At 48.2% G+C, this 22,836-nt stretch carries 16 protein-coding genes; 9 read left to right on the top strand and 7 right to left on the bottom strand.

The annotated features are described in order from the left end of the window. Positions 1-70 precede the first annotated feature (70 nt). Positions 71-1,492 (top strand): anaerobic C4-dicarboxylate transporter, encoded by a 1,422-nt coding sequence (locus tag AC51G0_RS13030; RefSeq protein WP_496298972.1) that lies wholly within the window; start codon positions 71-73, stop codon positions 1,490-1,492. 377 nt (positions 1,493-1,869) lie between these two features. On the opposite strand, the gene AC51G0_RS13025 is transcribed toward AC51G0_RS13030, so the two are convergent. After that, complete coding sequence (locus tag AC51G0_RS13025) at positions 1,870-2,304, bottom strand: phosphate-starvation-inducible protein PsiE (protein WP_496298971.1); 435 nt, start codon at positions 2,302-2,304, stop codon at positions 1,870-1,872. A 492-nt stretch (positions 2,305-2,796) separates the two neighbouring features. Between AC51G0_RS13025 and AC51G0_RS13020 the strand changes: the two genes are divergently transcribed. The 7 genes from AC51G0_RS13020 (at position 2,797) to AC51G0_RS12990 (ending at position 12,744) form a co-directional block, all read left to right on the top strand. After that, a complete protein-coding gene (locus tag AC51G0_RS13020; RefSeq protein ID WP_496298969.1) occupies positions 2,797-4,818 on the top strand; it encodes a hypothetical protein in 2,022 nt (673 codons plus the stop codon). 118 nt (positions 4,819-4,936) lie between these two features. Next, positions 4,937-5,422 carry a hypothetical protein gene (locus AC51G0_RS13015; RefSeq protein ID WP_496298968.1) on the top strand — a complete coding sequence of 162 codons (486 nt, stop codon included), beginning with the start codon at positions 4,937-4,939 and terminating at the stop codon, positions 5,420-5,422. A gap of 49 nt (positions 5,423-5,471) precedes the next feature. Next, complete coding sequence (locus AC51G0_RS13010; protein WP_496298967.1) at positions 5,472-6,290, top strand: FTR1 family iron permease; 819 nt, start codon at positions 5,472-5,474, stop codon at positions 6,288-6,290. Then, entirely contained in the window at positions 6,287-7,708 is a 1,422-nt protein-coding gene (locus AC51G0_RS13005) for an FAD-dependent oxidoreductase (RefSeq protein ID WP_496298966.1), read from the top strand. The genes AC51G0_RS13010 and AC51G0_RS13005 overlap by 4 nt, the downstream gene beginning before the upstream one ends. A gap of 28 nt (positions 7,709-7,736) precedes the next feature. Then, positions 7,737-8,324, top strand: a complete 588-nt coding sequence (locus AC51G0_RS13000) for a hypothetical protein (RefSeq protein WP_496298965.1) — start codon at positions 7,737-7,739, stop codon at positions 8,322-8,324. Positions 8,325-8,357: 33 nt separating this feature from the next. Continuing rightward, on the top strand, positions 8,358-9,776 hold the full coding sequence (locus AC51G0_RS12995) for a hypothetical protein (RefSeq protein WP_496298963.1): 1,419 nt from the start codon (positions 8,358-8,360) through the stop codon (positions 9,774-9,776). Positions 9,777-9,816: 40 nt separating this feature from the next. Next, the gene (locus tag AC51G0_RS12990; RefSeq protein ID WP_496298962.1) at positions 9,817-12,744 is read left to right on the top strand and encodes a cytochrome D1 domain-containing protein; all 2,928 of its coding nucleotides are present in this window, start codon (positions 9,817-9,819) and stop codon (positions 12,742-12,744) included. Positions 12,745-12,793: 49 nt separating this feature from the next. On the opposite strand, the gene cobO is transcribed toward AC51G0_RS12990, so the two are convergent. The 4 genes from cobO to AC51G0_RS12970 form a co-directional block, all read right to left on the bottom strand. After that, positions 12,794-13,399, bottom strand: a complete 606-nt coding sequence (gene cobO, locus AC51G0_RS12985; protein WP_496298961.1) for a cob(I)yrinic acid a,c-diamide adenosyltransferase — start codon at positions 13,397-13,399, stop codon at positions 12,794-12,796. A 110-nt stretch (positions 13,400-13,509) separates the two neighbouring features. Then, positions 13,510-14,307: an adenosylcobinamide-GDP ribazoletransferase gene (locus AC51G0_RS12980; RefSeq protein ID WP_496301943.1), complete on the bottom strand. Its 798-nt coding sequence runs from the start codon at positions 14,305-14,307 to the stop codon at positions 13,510-13,512. A gap of 26 nt (positions 14,308-14,333) precedes the next feature. Next, entirely contained in the window at positions 14,334-15,362 is a 1,029-nt protein-coding gene (gene cobT, locus AC51G0_RS12975; protein ID WP_496298960.1) for a nicotinate-nucleotide--dimethylbenzimidazole phosphoribosyltransferase, read from the bottom strand. 275 nt (positions 15,363-15,637) lie between these two features. Beyond that, a complete protein-coding gene (locus AC51G0_RS12970; protein WP_496298959.1) occupies positions 15,638-16,549 on the bottom strand; it encodes a D-alanine--D-alanine ligase in 912 nt (303 codons plus the stop codon). 114 nt (positions 16,550-16,663) lie between these two features. Between AC51G0_RS12970 and AC51G0_RS12965 the strand changes: the two genes are divergently transcribed. Next, positions 16,664-17,131 carry a low molecular weight protein-tyrosine-phosphatase gene (locus tag AC51G0_RS12965; RefSeq protein WP_496298958.1) on the top strand — a complete coding sequence of 156 codons (468 nt, stop codon included), beginning with the start codon at positions 16,664-16,666 and terminating at the stop codon, positions 17,129-17,131. Positions 17,132-17,213: 82 nt separating this feature from the next. Here the strand turns inward: AC51G0_RS12965 and AC51G0_RS12960 are convergent, their stop codons facing one another. Next, positions 17,214-18,770, bottom strand: coding sequence for a SulP family inorganic anion transporter (locus AC51G0_RS12960; RefSeq protein WP_496298956.1), 1,557 nt, complete (start codon positions 18,768-18,770; stop codon positions 17,214-17,216). Between the two features lie 247 nt (positions 18,771-19,017). Continuing rightward, positions 19,018-22,302: a ribonuclease E gene (rne, locus tag AC51G0_RS12955; RefSeq protein WP_496301942.1), complete on the bottom strand. Its 3,285-nt coding sequence runs from the start codon at positions 22,300-22,302 to the stop codon at positions 19,018-19,020. Positions 22,303-22,836: the final 534 nt, after the last annotated feature.

Genomic DNA, 22,836 nt, shown 5'->3' with positions numbered 1-22,836 from the left:
AAAGCAGCATTGAAAAACATTCCAGTTAACTTATTTAAAAGACAAATTACTTTATATTTAAGGAAAAAATATGTTCTTTGTTCATATGATGTTGTTGCTCGCCGTTATTTTTATAGGTATCCGATACGGAGGCATAGCTTTTGGCCTTCTCGGTGGATTGGGTGTATCTATTCTATCGTTTGTATTTGGTATTGCCCCGGGCAAACCTCCAATCGGTGTTATGCTGATCATTCTTGCTGTGGTTGCTGCTTCGGCGACGCTAGAAGCGACCGGAGGATTGAAGCTACTGGTTAATTATGCAGAAAAACTCTTAAGAAAACATCCTTCGAAAATTGTTTTTCTCGGGCCACTTTGTACTTACTGTCTAACCGTTATGGTCGGTACAGGTCACTCTGTTTATCCTTTGTTACCAGTAATTTACGATGTGAGTATCAAGCGAGGGATACGTCCAGAAAGGCCTATGGCAATATCGACTGTTGCGTCTCAAATGGGTATTACAGCAAGCCCAATTGCGGCAGCAGCGGCTGTGGTAATGGCAACAGCAGCCACAAACAATCTGGATATTTCGTTGGGCCAAGTGCTCATGGTAACCATCCCAGCAACACTTACGGGTGTATTGATTGCAGCGACTTGGAGCCTTAAACGCGGTAAAGAATTGCAGGATGACCAAGAGTTTTTGCAAAGATGTGAAGACCCTCAGTTTAAAGCACAGCTAATTGATAAATCCGATACTTCCAACACTCAGAATGCTCAGGCTAATAATAAAGAAGCGAAGATGGGCTTAAGTGTCTTCTTACTCGGTATTTTAGTGGTGATCTGCGTGGCAATGTTTGGTAAAGATATTGGTTTACTTCCGGACGGCGTTAAAACATCAACAGCTCTTCAGTTCCTGATGTTGTCAGTCGGCGCAATTATTTTGTTAACGACCAACGTTGATCCGAAAAAGATTGTCCAGACAAATGTTTTTATAGCCGGTATGAGCGCGGTCATTATCATCTTTGGTATCGCATGGATGAGTGACACAATAATATCTTTCAATAAACCTTACATTATAAGCCTTGTTGAAGATGTGGTTAAGACACACCCTTGGACCTTTGCTATTGCAATGTATGTATCTTCGATCTTTTTAAAGAGCCAAGCCGCAGTTCTTACTATCATGTTACCACTTGGTTTTGCGTTGGGTATTCCAGCTGAAGTACTAATCGGTGTGCTTCCTGCTTGTTATGCCTATTATTTCTTCCCATTCTACCCGTCAGATCTTGCTGCGATTACTTTCGACCGCTCAGGTACAACAAGAATAGGTAAATATGTTCTAAACCACAGCTTCTTGATCCCCGGCTTCATTGGCGTGTTTACTGCCACTTGTGTTGGATATGCATTATCAGTAGGTATGCTGCCAATTTGGCTATGGGGACTGGGGCTTTGTACCCTTGCATTCGCGGTGAATTCATACATGAACCGCATAAAACACGAAGAATTCTCTATTGCATAATACTTACGATGCCAGCCAGTTTGATCTGGTTGGCATTTTTTTGTTGCTTGAGAAAGTGTTTGTACTCCAGTTTGAAATACCGATCTTGTTTTCTGATTAGATAGATAATAAAAAGCCATATAACTCAATGTTTTATACTAGGATTAGTGATGTAAGTTATGTGTTTACCTATTGCATCACTGAGGTAGCTAATGGAAAAAAAGGTCGACTTCGAAAAACTAAGAGAAAAGATGCATGAAAGGGCACTGGAGCAGGCATTGAACTTTTATAAGAAGAAAAACCAGAAAGCCGTGAGGCAATAATTGTGTTGATTAACAATAACAAAGGGAGCAAGAGCTCCCTTTAGTTGGTTGTTTTATGGTATGCCGTATAGTTTGTTAATCTTCAGGCTGATTCTTTGTTGGATCAGTAACAAGCTCATATGGCCAATAATGATGGCCAATGCGGATCATCAAGGTGGCGGCTGCCAAGATAAATGCAGCGAGTGCCAACCAGACCACAAATAGTCCGTCTAGCTCCTTCATACCTAGCGTGATGTAACGGGCGATAGCCATAATAGCGATATAAATCGGGTAGCGTACCGGGATCTTGCCATGGGAGACAAATTGCTGAACCATGGCAAGCACTTCCAGATAGATAAACATCAACAGAATATCTGTCAACAATATTTCCCTATTCACATAGACATGAACAAATTCAGTCACCATCGCAGTAATGGTAGCCAGGGTGATCGCCACGAGGAGAATAGCCTCGAGTATGTGAAATAACTTTAAAAATGGGCGACTGAACCCTTTGGGCAGACTTGAAGGCATATAATTTTCCTTTCGCATAAGGCGATTATGTTTATTATCGATCGCCTTATTATATAAGGGTATATTGCGTCGAAAAGTAAAACTAATGAAGAAACTAATATTCGAGTAAGCTGAGTGAGGAATTAAATACCCTTACCACCAGTGTTTGGTAGTTACCTCTCTTATGAAAAGTCGGACTCCTACATACCCTGATTGCTATAGCTGGGAGTCAAGGCTCCCTGTTTGACTAATGCTCCTCTACCTCTGCTTAGTTCTAAGTAGAGTAAAAAAACCACAATAAAAATAAAGTAAATACATCAGGTTGCGTACTTCGACTGATAAGTTGCATTTCAAATATTGATTTTGATCAACAATAAAAATGATAATTACTCTCAATACCTTGATTTACATTTTGAAACATATAGAATGCAAATCGTTCTCGTTTCAAGCTTTATCCAACAATAAATTGAGAGTTACGTACTCTGTAAATGGATAGTATAAAAAGGAAAAGTAGTGAAGAAGTCAGTCCTTAGCGTTGCAATCGCTGCCGCCGTGTTCACAACAGCGGTAAGTGCGACAGCCCAAGTAGAAGTATTAGATAAAACCCATCAACCAGCAGGTAGCTTTTTAGCCTATACCGAATTTGAGCTGTCGGGTGAGCCGCTAGCTGAATCACTCGGCTTGGATCTAGATGTCCTAGATCCAAATATGGCCAACGATCCCACTCCTTTTGACTTTGCTGCTGGTATTGAAAGCTATGAATACTCAGAAGAAGCAATGTACGCGCTTAACTACCAGTCGACGATGGGCCCACACCTTGTCAATGGCCCGGTTAACCGTGCACGCGGCGGCCAGCTAGCTGATCTAGGTAAGCGAGTTATCGAGATGGCTGACGCGGTAGGTTTCCCAGTGAGTGAAATCCCACAGAACATGTACCCGATTTCTATCCCTTATGTTTCGGGCAGCCCAGAATTTGCGCAAAAGCCTGATACCACCACCGTAAATGGTGACGAAGTAGAAATTGTTACTGCAAAAGGCAATAGCAAAACGGTTCAGACAGTTGTTCCTGCCTACTTCCGCGACTACAAGAGCCTGGCTTGGAATGAAGCGACATTTGATAAGTCATTCAACCCGGCTGCAACAGGTGGCATTCTTCTAAAAGAAGTGATGTGGTCGCAAGACTTCCTGGGGGGTATGCACGTTACTGAGACTGACGAAGAAGTTGAAGCTGATTCAGCCACTATGGATCACGACGGCAAGCATAGCCTAGGTGTTTCAGCTGCCGATGGCTTTAACGGTATGATGCTGACTGAAATGTCTATCGACAAGCTGCAAATCATGCAACAGCAGCTGGGCTTCAATGGCAAGGATCTGGGCGTTAAGTTCGGCCCTGACTATGATCCGGCCAAAGGCCCTATCTGGTTTGCCCATAAAGTGGCAGTGACTGAAGGTACCAACAACGGTGTGAAATCAATTGCTGGTCTAACAGTGACCGACAGTGCATCAACACTGCGTGATACCTGGTCAACGCTATGGCCTGTTGCTGAATTTTTCGCATACAGTGATCAGCGCACAGCAAATAGTGCACAAAATCCTGCATTCTTGGCTGTCTTTGATGGCGCACCATTTGCAGCTGCACCAAAAGCCAACACTGATGCGAACGAGAGCAATGATGTTGCGGCTGATGATGCGTTCTCGCTAGCTAACAATATCTCTAACCTATTGTTCAAAAACATTGCCGCTCTGCACTACAACAAAGCCCATGGCACTTTTGTTACTGAATACAAAGATGGCCAGCAGGGCAACAAAGTAGATACCTACGACGCAGCATACTCTCTTGTTGCATTGTCTATTTACCAGCGTGCGAAAGATGCCCTACCGGTTGGTTATGCATCGGCTGAATCGGGTGATGTTGATCTGAAATCTGCGGCTGGTAAAGAGGCTCTGGCGATGATCAAAGCTCAGGCTGACTTTATTATCAACCAGCTAACGGGCAAAGATGGCCTGGTGTTCGATGGTTTGACACTGAATACAGTTAACAAGCTAAGCAAAGAAAAGTCACTGGATGCACAGTTTGCAGCGATCCGCGGCCTGGTTGCGGCTTACCTTGCAACAGATGATGTGAAGTATAAGCAAGCTGCTCGTTCAATTTATCTTGCGGTAGAGAAAAACATGTTTGATGAGAACATCAACACATGGGCAACGGTACCGGGTAAAGCAACGATCCATACCCCATATACAGAAGCGGCTATTTCAGGCGGTTTACGTGAAGCGATTCTTCACCTGAAAAATGAAGAAGGCGAAAATGAGCCAGCATTTGAGCTGACTACGCTAACCGACCGTTATGTAAGCTGGTTCCGTACTGTCATTAACGGCGGTATGCAGCTAGCCGAATGGATGGGTGATTCTGGTGAAAACCAAATCAAAGGTAGCAACTCTACTGACACCGATGAAGATGGTGTACACCAGATCATTGCTGCGGGTGGCAAGTTCGGTACCGCAATGACAATGGCTAGCAAAGCCAGTGTTAAGTAAAAGGTAAGTAAACCTGTTACCAATTAGGCAGTGACGATGAGTCGCTGCCTTTGTCGTTTTTATCAATTGTCCTTGAATGATGAAGAATTCTTGCTGTTAGTGGGTTGAGGTTGTTGTTATGTCAGTATCCCTGGTTTCTGATCAAAAGCCTGTCGCTGGTGGGTTTAGCCAATGGTGGCAACGTCTGGCTTACCATCACAAATGGGCTGAGTCGTTGCTTTATGTGATGTTTTTTAGCGGCTTGTTGCTGTGGGAGGCGGTCGCTGTGAGCTGGCAAATTGAGCGCTGGACGTTGCTGGTGCACATGCTGGTGGGTGCCACACTTTTTACTGTTATTGTCGGGGCGTTCTGGGGAGCTCACCGACGTCTGATCACTTCCAGCAATAAGTCTTTTCTGCGCCAAACGGGGACTGTGATTGAATGGCTGCTGATTGTTTGTAGCCTAAGCGGTTTCTACCTGTTTTTCTATGGCAAACAGGGAAACACTCTGGGGGTCATCATTCAAGACGTACATTTCTATTCATCGTGGTTGCTGGCACCTTTAGTGTTCCGTCATGCAATGCGATGGAGCGTATTGAACCTAAACAAGTTTCGTCATCGATAAGAGCCAGAAAAGGCCGTAATACATTGAATTTATTTACATTGGGGAGCCTATGTTAGCCAGTTTTTTAATTACCCTCCGTGAAGGGCTAGAGGCGTTTTTGTTAGTAGGCATTGCCTTGTCGTATCTCGCCAAGTTAAATGCCCGTCATTACAACAAATATATCTATTTAGGTGTATTTGTCGGTTTGTTGCTGTCCTTGGCGGTGGCCGTTGTCTTCCAGGTTGTTGTGGATCAGTTTAGCAACGAGCTCTATCGCAACTATTTGATGGCCGGTATCTTGATATTTGCCACCGTGGTACTGACGTACATGGCAATTTGGATGCAGAAGCAGGCCAAAAACCAAGTAGCCCAGGTGCAAAGAGAGCTGACGGACATGGTCAGCACCGGTAACCTATTGGGCCTGGTTTTGCTTTCAACACTGGCTGTGTTGCGTGAAGGCTTTGAAACTATTTTGTTCTTCTCTGCCTTGATGTATTCAAACTTTGGCGAGTTCAGCACCCAGGATGCACTGATCGGGGCTATTTCAGGATTGATCCTGTCAATTGTACTGGTCTGGCTGATGTTGAAAAGCACCCGAAATGTTCCGTTACGATCATTTTTCCGCTGGACTAGCCTATTCATTATTATCATTGCGGCAGGTTTGCTGTCATCGGCAATCAACATGTTGCAGGCGGCCCATGTACTGCCTATTGTTCATGCCCAGCTATTTGATATTTCACATATTCTTGATGATCGTGGCGTATTTGGCACCTTCTTGCGGGCGTTGTTTGGCTATAACTCGTCGCCAGGCTTGCTACAGCTGATGGTCTGGGTCGGCTATATGCTGACATTTACTTTTTTCTGGAACCGAGGTTATAAGCAAGCATGAGTGTCTCTTCAGGTAAACATATCGCCGTACTTGGTGCTGGTCCTGCGGGGTTAATGGCGGCATGGGAATTGGTTGAAGCCGGGTTTCAGGTCACCATCCTTGATCGTGACGATCATGTCGGCGGCATGTGTGCGACCCAGACGTTCAGCGGCCAACATGGCGAGTACCGCTTTGATTTTGGTGGACACCGCTTTATTACCAAAAATCCCAAACTGCTGGCATTTGTTGATGAGCTGATGGGTGAGGAGCTGCTTTTCGCGCAGCGTAAAAGCGTTATTCGCTATCGCGGGCGGATCTACCAATACCCGTTGGCAATGGTTGATTTAATCAAAAATGCACCGCTGCCTTTGCTGGTTGGCGGCGCGGTCGACCTTGGTAAGCAGCTATTTAAAGCCAAGCCGCAAGATCAGTCGGCGGTGAGCTTTGCCGAGTGGATTGAAAGCCGTTTCGGCACCACTTTGTATAAACATTTTTTTGAAGGCTATACCGCCAAGCTATGGGGGATTGATCCGATGAATTTGTCTGGGGACTGGGCCTCTCAGCGTATCAGCCTGATGGACTTAAAAGATGTTGCCCGTCGTTTATTGCCGGGACGCCGTTCGTCGGTTCGTACCTATGCCCGCCAATATCGTTATCCGAAGTGGGGATTTGGTCAGCTTTACACCCGTTTGGCACAAGAGCTGGAAAAGAAAGGCGTAGAGATTGTTCTGAACAGCGATGTTTGCGGATTAAATGTTAGCACCAATAACCAGATTGAAACTGTCGAGTACCGACACCAGGGTGAAGTCAAAACACTCGCCTGTGACGAGGTGATCTCGACACTGCCACTACCGCTGATGTGTAAGCTGACAGGCTTTGATAGCGGACTAGAGTTTAGGGCATTGCGCTTTATGAATATGCCAATGGAAACCGACAATATCTCTGATAACACCTGGCAGTACCTGTCTGATCCCGAAATATTGGGAACCAGATTGCAAGAGCCCAAGCGCCGCTCGTCCTATATGGCTCCCGAAGGTCGCTCATCGGTAATGATTGAAATCCCATGTAATAAAGGGGATGACGTTTGGTCGATGGATGGTGATTGCCTGCAACAGCGTGTCTTTAGCGACCTTGAATCCTTAGGCGTCGATCCCAAGCTGGCAACGGGGGAGTATTTCACCTCCTATACCGAGCATGCCTACCCGCTAATGGATATGACTTATCAGGCCAAGCGAGAAAAGGCGATCACCCATTTGTCGCAGTTTGGCAATCTGATCATGACCGGTCGTCAGGGAACTTTCCGTTACATTTTCACCGATACCGCGATGGAAATGGGCATGATGGCTGCGCAGTCTGTGATTGACGGTAAAGATCGCCGTCGTGAAATTTTTGATTTTCGTAATGAGAAAACCGTGATTGAAGTTCAGAGCGTTGCATAACCGCGATCTGCTGCACAAGGAGAAATAAATGAAACTGACAATGTTTGCTGGTGTATTGCGCACATGCCTCGCCGTTATTATGGGGTTAATGGTCAGCACTGCAAGTCATGCGTATTCATATGCTGCCGCTGGAAAAGAGCCCGTGATTGATGGGCGAGAGGCGATTATGCAGGCGTTAGCCAATAACGATTTCGCGGCTGTTCAATTGGCTGTTGACGGTTTGCATGAAGAATTTACCTATTTGCTTAATGAGCATCAGGTGGATTTGCTAACACCAATGGCACAAGCGCTAGAAAATAAAGATGCGGCTAAGGTGGAAGCGGTGATGGATCGTACCGTGATTGAGGAGATAGTCCGCCGTCTTGATGGTGCTGAGAACAACCTTGGCGACTATCAGGTTGCAAAAGTACTGGTGGTAAAAAGTAAGCTGTTTCTTGATTTGATCATGCCCAAGCTAGATGAAGCGCATAGGCAGCAGGCGACAGCGGCCATCCAGGGCGTGCTAGGTGCAATCGGTAATCCTGGCGTATTCGGTGTTGGCCAGGCACCGGCGGATCCCGAAGCCTTTAAGCAGCAGCGTGAGCTGCTCATCAATGCAATCAGTGGGCTGAAATAACAACCGATGCGGCGCGATTTCTCCGGCAATTCCGTGGTTAAGTTAACGGCCAGTAAGCTGCCATACGTGATTGTTATCACGTTGGCCTACGTGGTTTGGTGGCAGTGGATACGTAGTTTTCCCCTCGAACTAACCAGTGATGACGCGCTTAACTTTTCACGGGGTATTGAACGGTTTTCAGTGTTGGAGTTTCGTCCCCACTTTCCGGGGTATCCTGCTTTTATCGGTTTTTCCCGGCTGGCGGCCATTTGGGTAGAGCCGGGGATTGCACCTATTTGGGTTTCGCTTTTATCGGCGGCGATGATCCCGCTTCTTGTGGCGAGGATGATCCTTCTGCTTTCCAGCTCATGGCTGGCAGCCACCTTAGGCAGTCTGCTGGCGCTAATGCAACCGCTGTTGGCTTCGATAGCCTTGAGCGGTTTATCTGATTCTGCGGCAATCATGTTGTTCATGCTGGCGTTGAACGCTGCTATGCAGCAGAAAAATAAGATGGTCGGACTCTGGATTGGCCTAATGCTTGCCACCCGGCCATCGTATTTTTCCCTGGCGTTGGGCATGGTGATGGTACCGTGGTGGGGGAGTTATACGAGCTCGAAAATACGAGCATACCTGCAGGCAAGTATTGCTATTGCCATGATTGGTTTACTGAGCCTGGGCTTTATCTGGTTTCATGATGGCGCAGCCTATTTTGAGGAAGGGCTCCGTTTTACCCAGGGTCACTTTGCGATTTGGGGCAATACTGTCGAAGGTGATAGCGCCAGTTTTTGGCAGTGGTTATTGGCTTTGGGGGAAGGCTTCGGTTGGTTTGGCTTAACCGCGGTCGCGATTTCATTATTTAGTGCTGCTATCGGGTTGGTAGTGATGAAGACGCCTAGGCTTGATAGCCCAAATAGCCCGGGAATGAGAAGGCAAGAGCTTGCCCTAATCGCCGCTGTTGCTTGGTTGTACTGGGTTTGGATCACCGTCGGGCAAAACCCAGATAACTTGCGCCATTGGGCACCTGTGCTTTTTCTGGTTTTGGTGGTATTTCCGGTACAGCTAGCTAGGTTACAGCACACGGTAGAAGTGAGCCGTTTGAGAATAAAACTCACTACTGTGCTCAGTACTTGTGCCGCCTTGTATTGCCTGCTGCTTGGTTACCAAAATGTTCATGCTGCGCCGCGACAAGCGCCGGTTCAGCAGGCCATTACCTGGATTAAGGCCAACCCGCAAGTAAAGGTTATCGGCACCAATTACAGTGTGAATTTGCTACGCGATCAATTAGGCAGTCATGCAATCTATGACATGTATTATCCCAGCAGCAAATTGGCACTGGTCAATGCCGCTAGGCGTTCTCCCCGAAGTGCATGGCGGTTATCTGGCACGCGGTTACCTCAGCATAAGTTGATAGCCCAGTTCAAACCACGATTTATCGGTGAAAGGCGTCTCTTTTTATATCAAATTAGCCAGTGATCCCGGTCTCTGGCTTTATGTAGTGTGAGTGTATAGGCGAATGATGTTAAGAAGTAAATATAAGCCTGCAAAGCAACTTATTGTGTTGATGCTAGTGCTGCTCAGTCAATCGGCACTGGCTATCGAGAAAAGCAGCTCAATGTTGTTTGCTCAGGATAAGGCACAGATTATCAGTGCTAACTTTGATACGGGAAGTGTCAGTATTCTTTCTCGGGAAGATGGCAAGTTGGTTGCGGAGTCAACAATAGGTCGAGATATCCGCCGAATTGCCATGACGGATGATGGCAAGCTGCTTTTGGCAACGGATTATCTGAATGATCAGGTCGTGCTGCTTGATGCCAAGACCTTGCAGACCAAACGGGTGACAGCCGTGCCGTCACGCCCGTTTGGGGTTGTTTTCGACTCGCGACATCAGCGGTTTTTCGTGACCAGTTTTGAACGTGATAAGCTGCTGGTCATCAATACAGAGGGTGAGATCACCCAGACACTTGATACGGCATCAACGCCACGCGGCCTGGCGCTGACCGATGATGGCCGGCTGCTGGTGACCCATTCACTTGTCGGTCAGGTCTCTATCTACAATGTGCTCGGTGAGCAGCCCAAGCTGATCAAGGTAGTACAGCTAGCAGACACTGTAGCCGATCCGGTTAAGACGAACCCACAGGGTAAGCCTCGACTGTTGGATACCATTGCTATCTCTCCTGATGGCCGCCAGGCTTGGCTGCCCCATGTACTATGGTCATTCGGTCATGATTTTCAGTTCCAGTCGACGGTGTTCCCAACCGTTTCTTTGCTGGATCTGGAAGCAGGTAACGAGCATGAAATTGTTGATGAGCGTAAGCAGCTGTTCAAGCAGATCAATATCATCGAAAGCGGTAACCGGATCCGTATTGTGTCCAACCCGCATGATGCAGTGTTTACCGATGATGGCAAAAAGATCATTATTTCCCTGGCAGGCTCCGAAGATCTCATGGTGTTTGACTTGTCACGCCAGGGCAAGAAAAACAAAAAACGTCACCGTCGTAAGAAATTTCAGGGCGGGGTGAAAGCAACCCAGATTTATCGCAATGTGCCGGGTGATAACCCTCGGGGCCTGTTGGTGACCGGGCGTGAGCTTTATGTGCAAAATGCGATGTCGCTTGATATTGCCAAGTTCGATACCGGTGCTGCTGGCCCGTTTGCCAAGGTTAAGTTGGCTCAGGCCAACTTTGCAGCCTTAGTGTCTGCAGATCCGCTACCAAAGCAGCTGCGTCAGGGCAAGACGCTCTTTAACAGCGCCAATATGGCTGATAACCCGAACTTCCCGATGGCAGGGGACTTTTGGATGAGCTGTAACTCATGCCACCTTGACGGCTTTAACTTTACCAACCGCCAGTTAATGGAAGACGGTAAAAAAGATCGTTTCAGCAACGCCCTAACCGGCCATGTCGATGTCCGTAAAATGATCGCTGGTGATCCGGTGGGGGCATACATTGATATTATTCAGAAAACCCAAGGTGGGATGGGGGGCGATCCGCGTGAAGAGTCGTTACCGCCAGTTAGTATTGAAAATCCGCCCCTTGAAGCTGCTAAAATGATGTCGGCCCTGAATGAGTACGTACGCGCTCCAGAGAACCTACCATACCTCTCAACTTGGCTGCGACTGGATGATAACAAGCGCTATACCCACCCGGACGAGTGGCTCAATTCTGCCGAGTGTTCTGACTGCCATACAACAATTTACGATCAGTGGGCCGATTCCAACCATGGCATGAATATGGATCACCCTTATTATCGCTTCCATGAAGATTTCGCTGCGAAAACTGAAGGTGAGGAGTTCCGTGTACTTTGCCGTGGCTGCCATGCACCGCAAATGGTGATTAATGGTGACAACGGGCCGATGACTGATTTTGGTGATATGTGGGAAAAAGGCGGGTCATCGCTGAAAGAGGCCTATACCCATGGCCAGTCGGTCAGCGAGCGGGGTACGGGGTGTGTATTCTGCCACCGGATCACTAAGGCAGAAAATGCCGGAGGCAACACCGACATGACGGTTAATATCAAAGACCGTGATAGCTATGTGTTCGAAGATGCTAAAAACAGCATGCTGAAGTGGATGTCGGAAAAACAAATCAATGCCTCGCCAGAGCAGCACAAGGCGTCATATTCCAATCCTGAGCTTTACCAGAGCTCGCTCTACTGTGCGACGTGTCATAACGAGTTCACAACCGGACAGGGTGCAAATGTTAACGATAACTTTGGTGAGTGGCTGGCATCACCGTTTAATGCGCCGGATGATCCCAAGCAACATAAAACCTGTATTGACTGCCATATGACCCAGGATGTGACCGACTTTAATAATAAGGTTAGCGGCCAATCAACCAATGATGGCCCGATGAAATCGAACCTGCGTTCGCACCATTTGGTTGGGGGAAACTATTTCTTTACTGGTATGCGCAACCCTGAACACAAAAAGATGAGTGTCGATATTTTGAAAACGGCATTGAGTCTTGAAGTGGAAAAACAGGGGAACCTGCTGAACGCTAAGGTTACAAATGTGAACTCCGGCCATGATATGCCGGGTGGCGCGCGTCGTCAGGTGTGGCTGGAAGTGATCGCGACTGATGCCAATGGCCAGCGTATTTATACCAGTGGCGTGATGAAAGACGGCGTTATCCCGAAAGATGCCCGTAAGTTTATCAAGGTAGGAGTCGATAAGGATGGCAAGCCAGTTGGTTTGCGTTTCTGGCGCTATGTGAAAATTGGTAAAGATACCCGGATTAAATCAGGTGAAACCCGTAGTGAGCTGTTTGAGTTACCAAAGGGGGCTGAATATCCATTAACGGTATCGACTCGTGTGCTTTATCAGGTCTTTGCCAAAGGGCTGAGTGACAAAGTTCGCCGGGCTTATCCAGATGAAAATATACCGGAGCCGGAAGTCATTGAACTGCAGAAAGTGGTGAAAACGTACTTGTCACCTGCAGGATAACAGCAGCGGATCCCGTCAGGAGGCCTCACCTGACGGGATTTTTTATGTGTTACCAGTCAACACCTTTACGGGCTTTGATCCCGCTTTCAAAAGCATGCTTGACGCTGCGTACTTCAGAGACGGTGTCGGCCATTTCAATCAAGGTACGGTGTGCGCCACGGCCAGTAACAACCACTGACTGCATCGCTGGTCGGTTGCTAATCGCTTCAACGACTTCATCTAGCTCGACATAGCCGTAGGTAACCATGTAGGTCAGCTCATCCAGCAATACGACATCATAACGCTCATCGGCAAGCATTTTTTTACACGCAGCCCATGTGCTTTGGGCTGCTGCTGTATCGGCGTCTTTGTTCTGGGTTTCCCAGGTAAAGCCAGTTGCCATTACTGCAAAATCAACACCATGTGACTCAAGCAAGTTTCTTTCGCCACAGTCCCAGGTACCTTTGATAAACTGGCCGACGCCACATTTCTGTCCGTGGCCGACAGCTCGGGCAACGGTGCCAAAACCTGAGGTCGTTTTGCCTTTGCCATTACCGGTGATGATCAAAAAGATCCCTTTTTCTTCCTGGGCGGCTTCAACACGCGCATCGACTTCTTCTTTAACTTTCTGTTGACGTGCTTTATAGCGGTCGTCCTTTTGGGTCTGATCAACCATGGGGTTCCCTTAATCTGTCTGAATCTAATTGTTATCTAATAGCAATCTACTTCTCAAAATTGGTATAAGGAGCAAGGAGGTCTTGAAAGCCAAGCCCGTTGCTCCTCTTTCTAGAGTAGTACGAGTAGTGTCATGTATCCCGCCAGCTCGGTGAGCTGTTGCGTTGCTCCCAGGCAATCTCCGGTATAGCCGCCGAGTTGCTGCATAAACCATCGGCCACACAAAAAACGGGTCGTCGTCAAGGCTATCAGCACTGTCAGCGCCGAAGTGAGCGGCAGAAGGAGTAATATAATCAATCCGGTAGCAATTAAAACCCACAAATCTTGTTGGCTTTGCTGATTGGCTAGCGGTTTTACCTTGCTGTTTTGATCCTCCCTAACATAAGGGTATGAAAAAATGAGGCTAGCGGCACAGATCCGACTAAGGCCGTGCATGGCAACCATCATCAAGGCTGGTAGTAACAAATCTATCTCGGCGATGGCAGCGAGGGTGAGCCATTTCATCCCCAGTACCATCACGAGAGCGGCTGCACCATAGGTACCGAGCCGCGAGTCTTTCATAATATCTAGCTTTTGCTCGGGCTCCCAGCCACCGCCAAACCCATCGAAGACATCCGCCAGCCCATCTTCATGAAAGGCCCCGGTGATTAGCAGGCTGCTAACCATTGCCAGGGCTACCGCAATGGCAGGAGGAAAAAGTGCGATTGCTAACAGGTAGGTTATGGCACTGATAACACCGACGATAATGCCAACAACCCCAAAGTAGCGGTTAGCCTGATTGAGCCGCTTGGCGGAGTAGGGGGTATTGGCCGGGATCGGGATCCGGGTAAAAAAAGCCAAGGCGATCAGGAAGATTTGCCATTGATTTTTCAGCCCTACAGTCTCCGTTTCAGCGGGTTCAACCGCTATGCCGGATGGGGAGTCGCTCGGATTACTCACACGGTTACCCCTGCTTCGCTGAAGCTTGCCATCTCGTTGTAAAACTCACAGGCAGAACGGATCATCGGTAGTGCTAGTGCCGCTCCTGTTCCTTCCCCTAAACGCAGGCCAAGGTCGAGCAGTGGTTTGGCATTGAGGTGCTGCAGCATTCGCTGGTGGCCCGATTCTTCAGAACAGTGGCAGTAGATGAAGTAGTGGTTTACCTCGGGATGCATCGCAGTGGCTAGCATGGCTGCCGCTGTCGAGATAAACCCGTCAACTAATACCGTCATTTTCAGCTCGGCAGCTTTCAGCATACCACCTGTGATCTGGGCGATTTCAAAACCGCCAAGGCAGGCTAGAATGTTCAGTGGATCATTGAGTTGTGCCTGGTGCAAATCCAGGGCTTGGGTGATCAATGCCTGTTTGCGTTCGAGCTGCTCATCAGAAATACCCGTACCTCGACCGACGCACTCATCAGCAGGGATATTTAATATGGCAGCCATAATGGCTGCAGCGCTACTGGTATTACCTATCCCCATTTCACCGAAGCCGACTAAGTTGCAGCCTTGCTGGTGTAACTTGGCAACAAGGCAGGCACCGAGCTCTAGTCCTTGCTCGGCGGTAGCAAGTGGCATTGCTGCCTGTTGGCTGAAGTCTGCAGTACCGTTACCAAGTCGCTGCTTTAGCAACTGAGGGTGATCGTCTGCCTCTAGTTTTGTTCCGGCATCAATCACTTTCAGCGCCATATCACTGGTACGGCAAAAACAGTTGATAGCCGCGCCCCCGGCAATAAAGTTCATCACCATCTGTGTTGTGACCTCACTCGGCGCAATGCTCAGTCCATGCTTTGCAATACCGTGATCGCCAGCAAAAACCAGCAAATGTGGCTGGCTGACAGTGATGGAATCGGCTTGCTGTATGAGCGCGATCTGGGCTGCGATATCTTCAAGCTGGCCCAGTGCGCCTTGTGGTTTGGTTTTGTCATTAATTTTATGCTGGATCTGAGGTAAAACCGCGGTATTGGGTGAGGTGATGGTGAACATGGATGCCATTCTCCCTGTTTCTGGCAATCGGCGACTACGCTGATTCTTGCGTTTGTTTGCAGTACTGCAATGAGTAAGAAGAAATTTTGCGTCAGGATAGACGCTAAGGCAATGGCAAAGTAAGAAAAGTTTCAGGTTGAAGCATCATAGGGTTGGTAGGAGATAACAATTGTTCCATCTAACAGTGTGGTTTGTCATTAAGTGGGTGTGAGAGATAAAAAGCAGGCCGTTATGAGCAAGAATGAGCAGAGTTGGGCCCTGCTCTGGATGCTTTGTCAGGCACAGCGAAGAATAGCTTCAACGGTTTCGTCGAAGTCGATTCCTAGTTGTTCAGTTGCTAAGGGGAAGACACTGCGTGTCGTCATACCAGGCGCAGTATTTACCTCAATCGCGTAAAAATTGCCATTTTCATCAGCAATGATATCCACTCGTCCCCAGCCTGAGGCATTGATAGCCTGAAACGCAGATAGAGCCAGGGCACGAATAGCCTTTTCTTGATCTGCAGATAGATTGGCGGGACAGTGATATTGGGTATCCACTGCTTTAAATTTGGCTTCATGGCTGAAAAAAGAGTGCGAGTGTTCAATTTCTACTGTTGGAAGTACCTGTTGGTTAAGGATCCCCACGGTAAACTCTCGCCCTGAAATATACTGTTCAACCAGTACCTTGCCCTCGTACTTGAAAGCTTCCTCAATGAAATCATGGAGCTCGTCAATATTATGGGCTTTATTGATGCCAATACTACAACCTTGGGTGGCAGGTTTGACAACAAGAGGGAAGGAATAATCTTGGATGAAGCTTGGCAGGGAGTCTGAGTTGTAACGTGATTTGTGCAGCTCAAAAAAGCGGGGGGTAGCAATACCAGAAGCTTGCCAAACTTTTTTGGTCATGGCCTTGTCAATGCCAATCGCTGATGCTCGGTGATCACTCCCTGTGTAGGGGATTTTGAGCAGTTGGAGTGCAGCTTGAAGGGTACCGTCTTCACCATCCCCGCCATGTAAGGCGAGGAAGGCCTTTTCTATTCTCATGCTCGGCAGCGATGTGATATCAAAGCTGTGATCAACGTCGATATCTACAACATCATAGCCTTTTCGCTTTAAGGCCTGAGAGACTGCCTTGCCAGACATTAGTGAGACGTCACGCTCACTTGAAGAACCACCATATAAAACAGCGACTTTATTTACCACGATGATGTTCCCTCTTCGATAAGATGAAATGTATAGTGTTAAAGGTGTCAAGTTAAATGCAATGAGTAGCTAAGCAATAACTTTTTATTGCTGGTGAGGATATTATCATTAGGAATGGATATGTCTAATAATACCTACAGGGTACTGGTGGTTTGTATGGGGAACATTTGTCGTTCTCCGACAGCAGAAGCTGTTCTGCGTGCGAAAGCTGCTGAGAAGGGCGTAGGCTTAGAAGTAGACTCTGCAGGAACCATTGGTTATCACCAGGGAGAGAAGCCGGATCCTCGGGCGAAGACGGCAGGCGAGGCGAGGGGATACAGCTTTGCTGGCATCCGCGCCCGACAAGTGAAGGCAGGTGATTTTGAATATTTCGATCTGATTCTGGCTGCAGATAAAGCCAATTTGAGAGATTTAGAAGCTATCTGCCCAGCACAATACCAAAGCAAGCTGGCCTTGTATCTCAGTTATTCGCAGGACGAGATTAATGAAATTCCTGACCCTTATTATGGTGGGCAGAATGGATTCGAGGCTGTTTTAGATCTGATCGAAGAAGCTTCAGAGTGCTTGCTGGAAAGGGTTTAGCTCTCGCTTAATGACAAGAATTATTAGGCCTCTGATATAAAAAACGCCCACATCTGCGGGCGTTTTATTATGAAAAAGTTGATTAACCCAAGGTATCGGTCGCAACCTTGTAGGTTGGATCTTCCATCATGTTCACTTCTACCAGATTACCGGCTTTCTTAAGAAGCGAGCGGCACTCTGGGCTCAAGTGGCGAATGTGCAGGGTTTTCCCCTGGCTTGCATAACGCTCTGCGATGGTATCAATAGCTTCGATTGCCGAGTGATCGGAAACACGTGAATTTGCAAAGTCGATAATCACATCACGAGGGTCATTTTTGGCATCAAACAGCTCCAGGAAGTGTGAGGCAGAGCCAAAGAAAAGCGGACCATTGACTTCGTATACCTTAGAGCCGGATTCGTTGATTTGGCTTGAGGCGTAGATGTGTTTTGCGTGATCCCAAGCAAAAACAAGTGCCGAGTAAATCACACCAACAATAACGGCGAGTGCAAGGTCTGCAGCAACGGTGACACAGGTAACCAGGATAATTGCGAAGAAGTCGTGCTTCGGTACTTTGCGTGCCATCTTGAAGCTAGCCCATTCGAAGGTACCAATCACCACCATGAACATGACACCAACCAGCGCCGCGAGCGGGATCATTTCGATCAGTGCAGAACCAAACAGAATGAATAGCAATAGACCAACAGCACCGGTGATACCGGATAGTCGACCACGGCCGCCTGAGTTAATGTTGATCATTGACTGGCCGATCATTGCACAGCCACCCATTGCACCAAATACAGAACAGGTGATGTTAGCAAGGCCCTGGCCCACACATTCACGGTTGCCCTGGCCACGAGTTCCCGTCATTTCGTCAATAACAGTTAGTGTCAGTAGTGATTCAATCAGGCCAACGGCTGCAAGAACCAATGAGTATGGCAGAATGATCTGCAGCGTTTCCATATTGAAGCCAACTTCAGGTATAGCAAAAGTTGGTAGGCTACCTGCTAGGGTGGCATTTTCATCGCCGCTCATGCTGCGGACAAAATCAACAACAGTACGTGAATCGAGATCCAAGCCGTGAACCAATGCGGTTACAGTGATAATAGCAACCAGCGAAGACGGTACAGCGGTCGTGACTTTTGGCAGGAAGTGGATAATAAACATGGTAAGGGCAACTAGGCCAAGCATGATGTAAAGCTGTGATCCTTGCATCCAGTGCATTACGCCTGCTGCATCTGGTACCTTGAACTGACCAAGCTGAGCAAGGAAAATAACAATTGCCAAACCGTTCACAAAACCGATCATCACCGGATGGGGTACCATACGGATGAATTTACCTAGTTTGAATGCACCTGCAAGGATCTGTAGTACACCTGCCAGCATGATAGCTGCGAACAAGTATTGGATACCGTGTTCAGCAACAAGGCTTACCATCACAACAGCCATCGCACCTGTCGCACCAGAGATCATACCCGGGCGGCCACCTAAAACAGCAGTAACTAGGCCAACAATGAAGGCTGCGTATAGGCCTACCATAGGGTCGACGCCTGCCACGAAGGCAAAGGCAACCGCTTCAGGGATCAGGGCCAGGGCGACGGTAAGCCCTGAAAGTACGTCATTTTTGACGGATTGACGCGAAAATTGTGGGAATTCAAACATTTTCTTTAGTTTTGTTCCGATTCGGTTATGTAAAGAGCGTAGGAAAGACGCGAATCCTACAGAAATATGTGATTTAGTTCAACTTTCAAGCGTGATTTGAGCACATAATTGTCATTAACTGTAAGAAACTTTGATGTCAATTGGGTTAATCGTGAAAATTCACCAAAATTTTCATTTTTGGCTTGGCAGGAAATAAAGTAAAAAAAAAGCCATGCATTTAGCATGGCTTTTTTGTGTTTTTACTGACTTAGTCCATAGAAGGTTTCGTCATTGGCGCTGCAGCAACATTAGTCGCTGTCTGGCTGCCAGCCTGGCGGGTAGCCACGTGCTCTTCACGCAATGGCGCAATAGCCACAACAGTACGGTCAGCGGTTTCTACTGGAGCTGGGGCTTTAGCCATCGGTGAAATTGCATGTCGACCGCGTGGAGAGGTTGCTGTTACCGCGACACTCTCTTCAGCTGCAACTTCAGCTTTTACTTCTGCAACTGGCTCTGCATCAACAGCGACTTCTACAGGTGCAGGTTCTTCAACCTCAGTCACTTCTGGTGTAGAAACTGGTTCTTCAGTCGCTGCTTCTTCTACAACTTCCACAACTGGAGCTTCAGCAACAGGAGCTGGCTGAACTTCAACTGCTACAGGGCTTTCAGGGGTAGTTTCTTCAGCCACATCTTGTTCAGAAGTCACCTCTTCAACAACAGGGTCAGCTTGGACAGGGGTACGTAGCGGGAATGCTTTACCCATGGCTAGCTCAGGCATTGCAACACCACCCAGTACAGCGGTTTCAATCGTCACTTCCTCAGCAGGGGTTGCTGAAGGCGCTTCAACTGCTTCTACCGGTGTCGTTACTGCTTCAACAGCAGGCTTTTGAGCCGGAGCCCATACTTTGCCCATCGCCATTTCAGGTGAAGCTACACCAGATGCCGGACGATTAGCCTTTGGCTTTTCAACCACAGAAACCACGTTTTCCAATGCGTTTAGCGTATCAGTCGCTTCTTCGACGGCGTGGCCGACGGCTTCTGTTACGGCTGCATCGACGTTTTCCTCTTTCTCAGGGCGAGTGTCACGAATACGACGGCGGCGCTGGCCGCTTGCACGCAGGTGACGTGGCGAACGACGGTTGCGGCGCTGGCCGTTTTCCTGCTCGTTGTTTTGCTCTGCCTGATCTTTCTCAGTTTGAGGTTCTTGGGCCAATGCTTCTTTCGCCACAGCGGTACCTAGCTCTTGCAGAGGAGAAGCTTGTTTCTTCTCTTCAACAACAGGCTCTGCTTGCTGCTTTTGAATTGGCGCCGTTTCCAGCTCATCGCCAATACGGATCTTCTTGCGTAGCTGGCGGCGTTGGCGACGCTGTTTTACTTTTGTCGCTTTTTCCTGCTCGTGCTCACGCTTCTCTTCCGCTACAGGTTTGTCAGCTTTGCTTGGTTGTGCTTCCTGACGACGTTGTTTCTGCGCCTGAATCTCTTCACGACGAGACTGACGTTTCTGCTCTTTAGCTTCCTCATCACGCTGCGGACGCTGCTGCTTAGCTTGTTTATCTAGCTGTTGCTGCTGGCGGTCCTGTTTTGGTTTTTCGCTGCGGCGTCGCTGCTGACGCTGCTCGCCTGTAGCAGCAGTGCGGCTATCATCGCGCTCAGTTTCCTGGCGTTTACGGCCCTGACGCTTGTCCTGGCGCTCACCACGGCGGCTATCCTGACGTTTGTCCTGGCGCTCACCACGGCGGCTATCCTGACGCTCACCACGGCGACTGTCACGACGGCCGCGCTTGCCCTGGGTTTCTTTAGGCTGTTGCTCAGCTTCCGCTTCAGTTGAACCTGAGAATAGGTTTGCAAGGGCAGAGAAAATACGACCGAAGAAGTTAGGTTTCTCTTCTTCTTTCTTCACTGCTACGTCTTTTTTCGCAGGTGCTTGCTTCTTCGCTTTCGCAGGCTCGGTTGGTGCCGCAAAGCCCTGTAAAACAGGCTCTTCACGTTTCTTCACGATACGTTCTTGCTGAGGTGCTTCAGCAGCTTCTGCTTCTTTCAGCGCTTCAAGCGTGCGTGGAAGATGGTAAGACAGGGTGTCTTGCTCATCACCAGAGCGAACACGCAGTACTTCAAAATGCGGAGTATCCATCTCTGCGTTTGGTACGATGATCACGCGCACATCATGAGATTTCTCGATGTGCTGCACTGAGCGGCGTTTTTCGTTCAGCAGATAGGAAGCAATCGCGACAGGTACAATAGCCAGTACCTGGGAAGTGTTGTCCTTCAGGGCCTCTTCTTCAATAAGGCGAAGAATAGATAGCGACAGTGATTCGCTGTCACGGATAACACCGGTACCCGTACAGCGTGGGCAGACATGATGGCTTGCTTCTGCCAGAGACGGGCTCAGGCGCTGGCGCGACATTTCAAGCAGACCGAATCGTGAGATACGGCCAATCTGAACACGGGCGCGGTCCATACGAACAGCTTCGCGTAGGCGGTTTTCAACTTCACGCTGATGGCGAACAGGGGTCATATCGATGAAGTCGATAACGACTAGGCCACCTAGGTCACGCAGACGAAGCTGGCGAGCAATTTCATCTGCCGCTTCAAGGTTAGTCTGAAGTGCAGTTTCTTCGATATCGCCGCCTTTGGTTGCGCGGGCGGAGTTGATGTCGATTGAGGTCAGTGCTTCTGTCGGGTCAATAACAATTGAGCCACCAGAAGGCAGGCGAACTTCACGCTGGAACGCGGATTCGATCTGGTTCTCAATCTGGTAATGATTAAATAGCGGTGTTTCGCTGTGCTCGTAGAGTTTCACACGAGACAGGAAGTCAGGGCGAACCTGTTGGATATGATCACGGGCACGGTCAAAGATTTTCGGGCTATCGATGACGATTTCGCCGATATCACGGCGCAGATAATCACGGATAGCACGTGCGATGACGTTGCTTTCTTGGTGGATCAGGAAAGGTGCAGGTGCAGAATCTGCGGCATCTCGTACGCGATCCCAGTGGCTTAGCAGGTAGTTTAAATCGTATTCCAGATCTTCAGCTGATTTGCCAACACCGGCCGTACGTACAATCAGGCCCATACCTTGTGGTAGTTCCAGCGTGCTTAGCGCTGCTTTTAGTTGGGTACGTTCTTCACCTTCGATACGGCGTGAAATACCACCGGCGCGAGGGTTATTCGGCATCAGTACTAGGTAGCTACCGGCAAGAGAAATGAACGTTGTTAGTGCGGCCCCTTTGTTGCCACGCTCTTCTTTGTCAACCTGAACAATAACTTCCTGACCTTCCTTCAGCACTTCCTTAATGTTAGGGCGGCCTTGGTAGGAATAGTTAGCTGGGAAGTAATCGCGGGCAACTTCTTTTAATGGAAGGAAACCATGGCGTTCAGCACCGTAGTCAACGAACGCTGCTTCCAGGCTTGGCTCGATGCGGGTGATACGACCTTTATAGATATTTGCTTTTTTAGATTCGTGACCAGGGCTTTCGATATCAAGATCAAAGAGCTTCTGCCCATCAACTAATGCGACGCGCAACTCTTCCTTTTGAGTTGCGTTAATCAACATTCTTTTCATTATATTGTACTCGTTTTTGTCGTTGTGCTAGTGACTCGATTAGCGAGTTACCATTGGTGGTGCCTGACTCCAAGTCTGATTTACAAATGCAGCCTCACGGCTGGAATTCAGGAGTGCTATCTGACAACACGTATTGTCCAGCTGTATCAAGATGATTAGATCAGAAAATATACAGCTGTCATCACCGTTTCACGCGGCGGTATCTGTCACACCAATAATAAATCTATAATCGAGCACACTAAAAAACACTCCGGAGGTTATAACGTCTTACGCCATTTGCTGCGCTTTCCGCCAGAGCTGTATGAATAATAGTCAGTTAGGTGATATTCTGTTCACCGTGTTACAAAAGTAGGCACTTTTTCCTACTCCTGCACGCAATGATAGCAGGGTGACTTTTTTGCGGCAATCTGCTTTGTATGCGTCTTATACCCAAACTACTCCAAGTTGCTTAACTCAGAGAGGCTCCCGAAGGGCGAACTTCAATGTCATTTATGCTGCGTTAGGGCCTTTTCTACTTAGCACCAC

Source organism: Photobacterium sp. HL06, from assembly GCF_059552575.1.
Note: the sequence above shows the minus strand (reverse complement) of the source record. Positions and strands in the feature narration are given on the sequence as shown.

What these genes read in the sequence shown, in the direction of transcription:
- AC51G0_RS13030 (WP_496298972.1), top strand. Translation starts at nt 71, where the DNA reads ATGTTCTTTGTTCATATGATGTTGTTGCTCGCCGTTATTTTTATAGGT.
- AC51G0_RS13025 (WP_496298971.1), bottom strand. Translation starts at nt 2,304, where the DNA reads ATGCCTTCAAGTCTGCCCAAAGGGTTCAGTCGCCCATTTTTAAAGTTA.
- AC51G0_RS13015 (WP_496298968.1), top strand. Translation starts at nt 4,937, where the DNA reads ATGTCAGTATCCCTGGTTTCTGATCAAAAGCCTGTCGCTGGTGGGTTT.
- AC51G0_RS13010 (WP_496298967.1), top strand. Translation starts at nt 5,472, where the DNA reads ATGTTAGCCAGTTTTTTAATTACCCTCCGTGAAGGGCTAGAGGCGTTT.
- AC51G0_RS13005 (WP_496298966.1), top strand. Translation starts at nt 6,287, where the DNA reads ATGAGTGTCTCTTCAGGTAAACATATCGCCGTACTTGGTGCTGGTCCT.
- AC51G0_RS13000 (WP_496298965.1), top strand. Translation starts at nt 7,737, where the DNA reads ATGAAACTGACAATGTTTGCTGGTGTATTGCGCACATGCCTCGCCGTT.
- AC51G0_RS12990 (WP_496298962.1), top strand. Translation starts at nt 9,817, where the DNA reads ATGATGTTAAGAAGTAAATATAAGCCTGCAAAGCAACTTATTGTGTTG.
- cobO (WP_496298961.1), bottom strand. Translation starts at nt 13,399, where the DNA reads ATGGTTGATCAGACCCAAAAGGACGACCGCTATAAAGCACGTCAACAG.
- cobT (WP_496298960.1), bottom strand. Translation starts at nt 15,362, where the DNA reads ATGTTCACCATCACCTCACCCAATACCGCGGTTTTACCTCAGATCCAG.
- AC51G0_RS12965 (WP_496298958.1), top strand. Translation starts at nt 16,664, where the DNA reads ATGGATATGTCTAATAATACCTACAGGGTACTGGTGGTTTGTATGGGG.
- AC51G0_RS12960 (WP_496298956.1), bottom strand. Translation starts at nt 18,770, where the DNA reads ATGTTTGAATTCCCACAATTTTCGCGTCAATCCGTCAAAAATGACGTA.
- rne (WP_496301942.1), bottom strand. Translation starts at nt 22,302, where the DNA reads ATGTTGATTAACGCAACTCAAAAGGAAGAGTTGCGCGTCGCATTAGTT.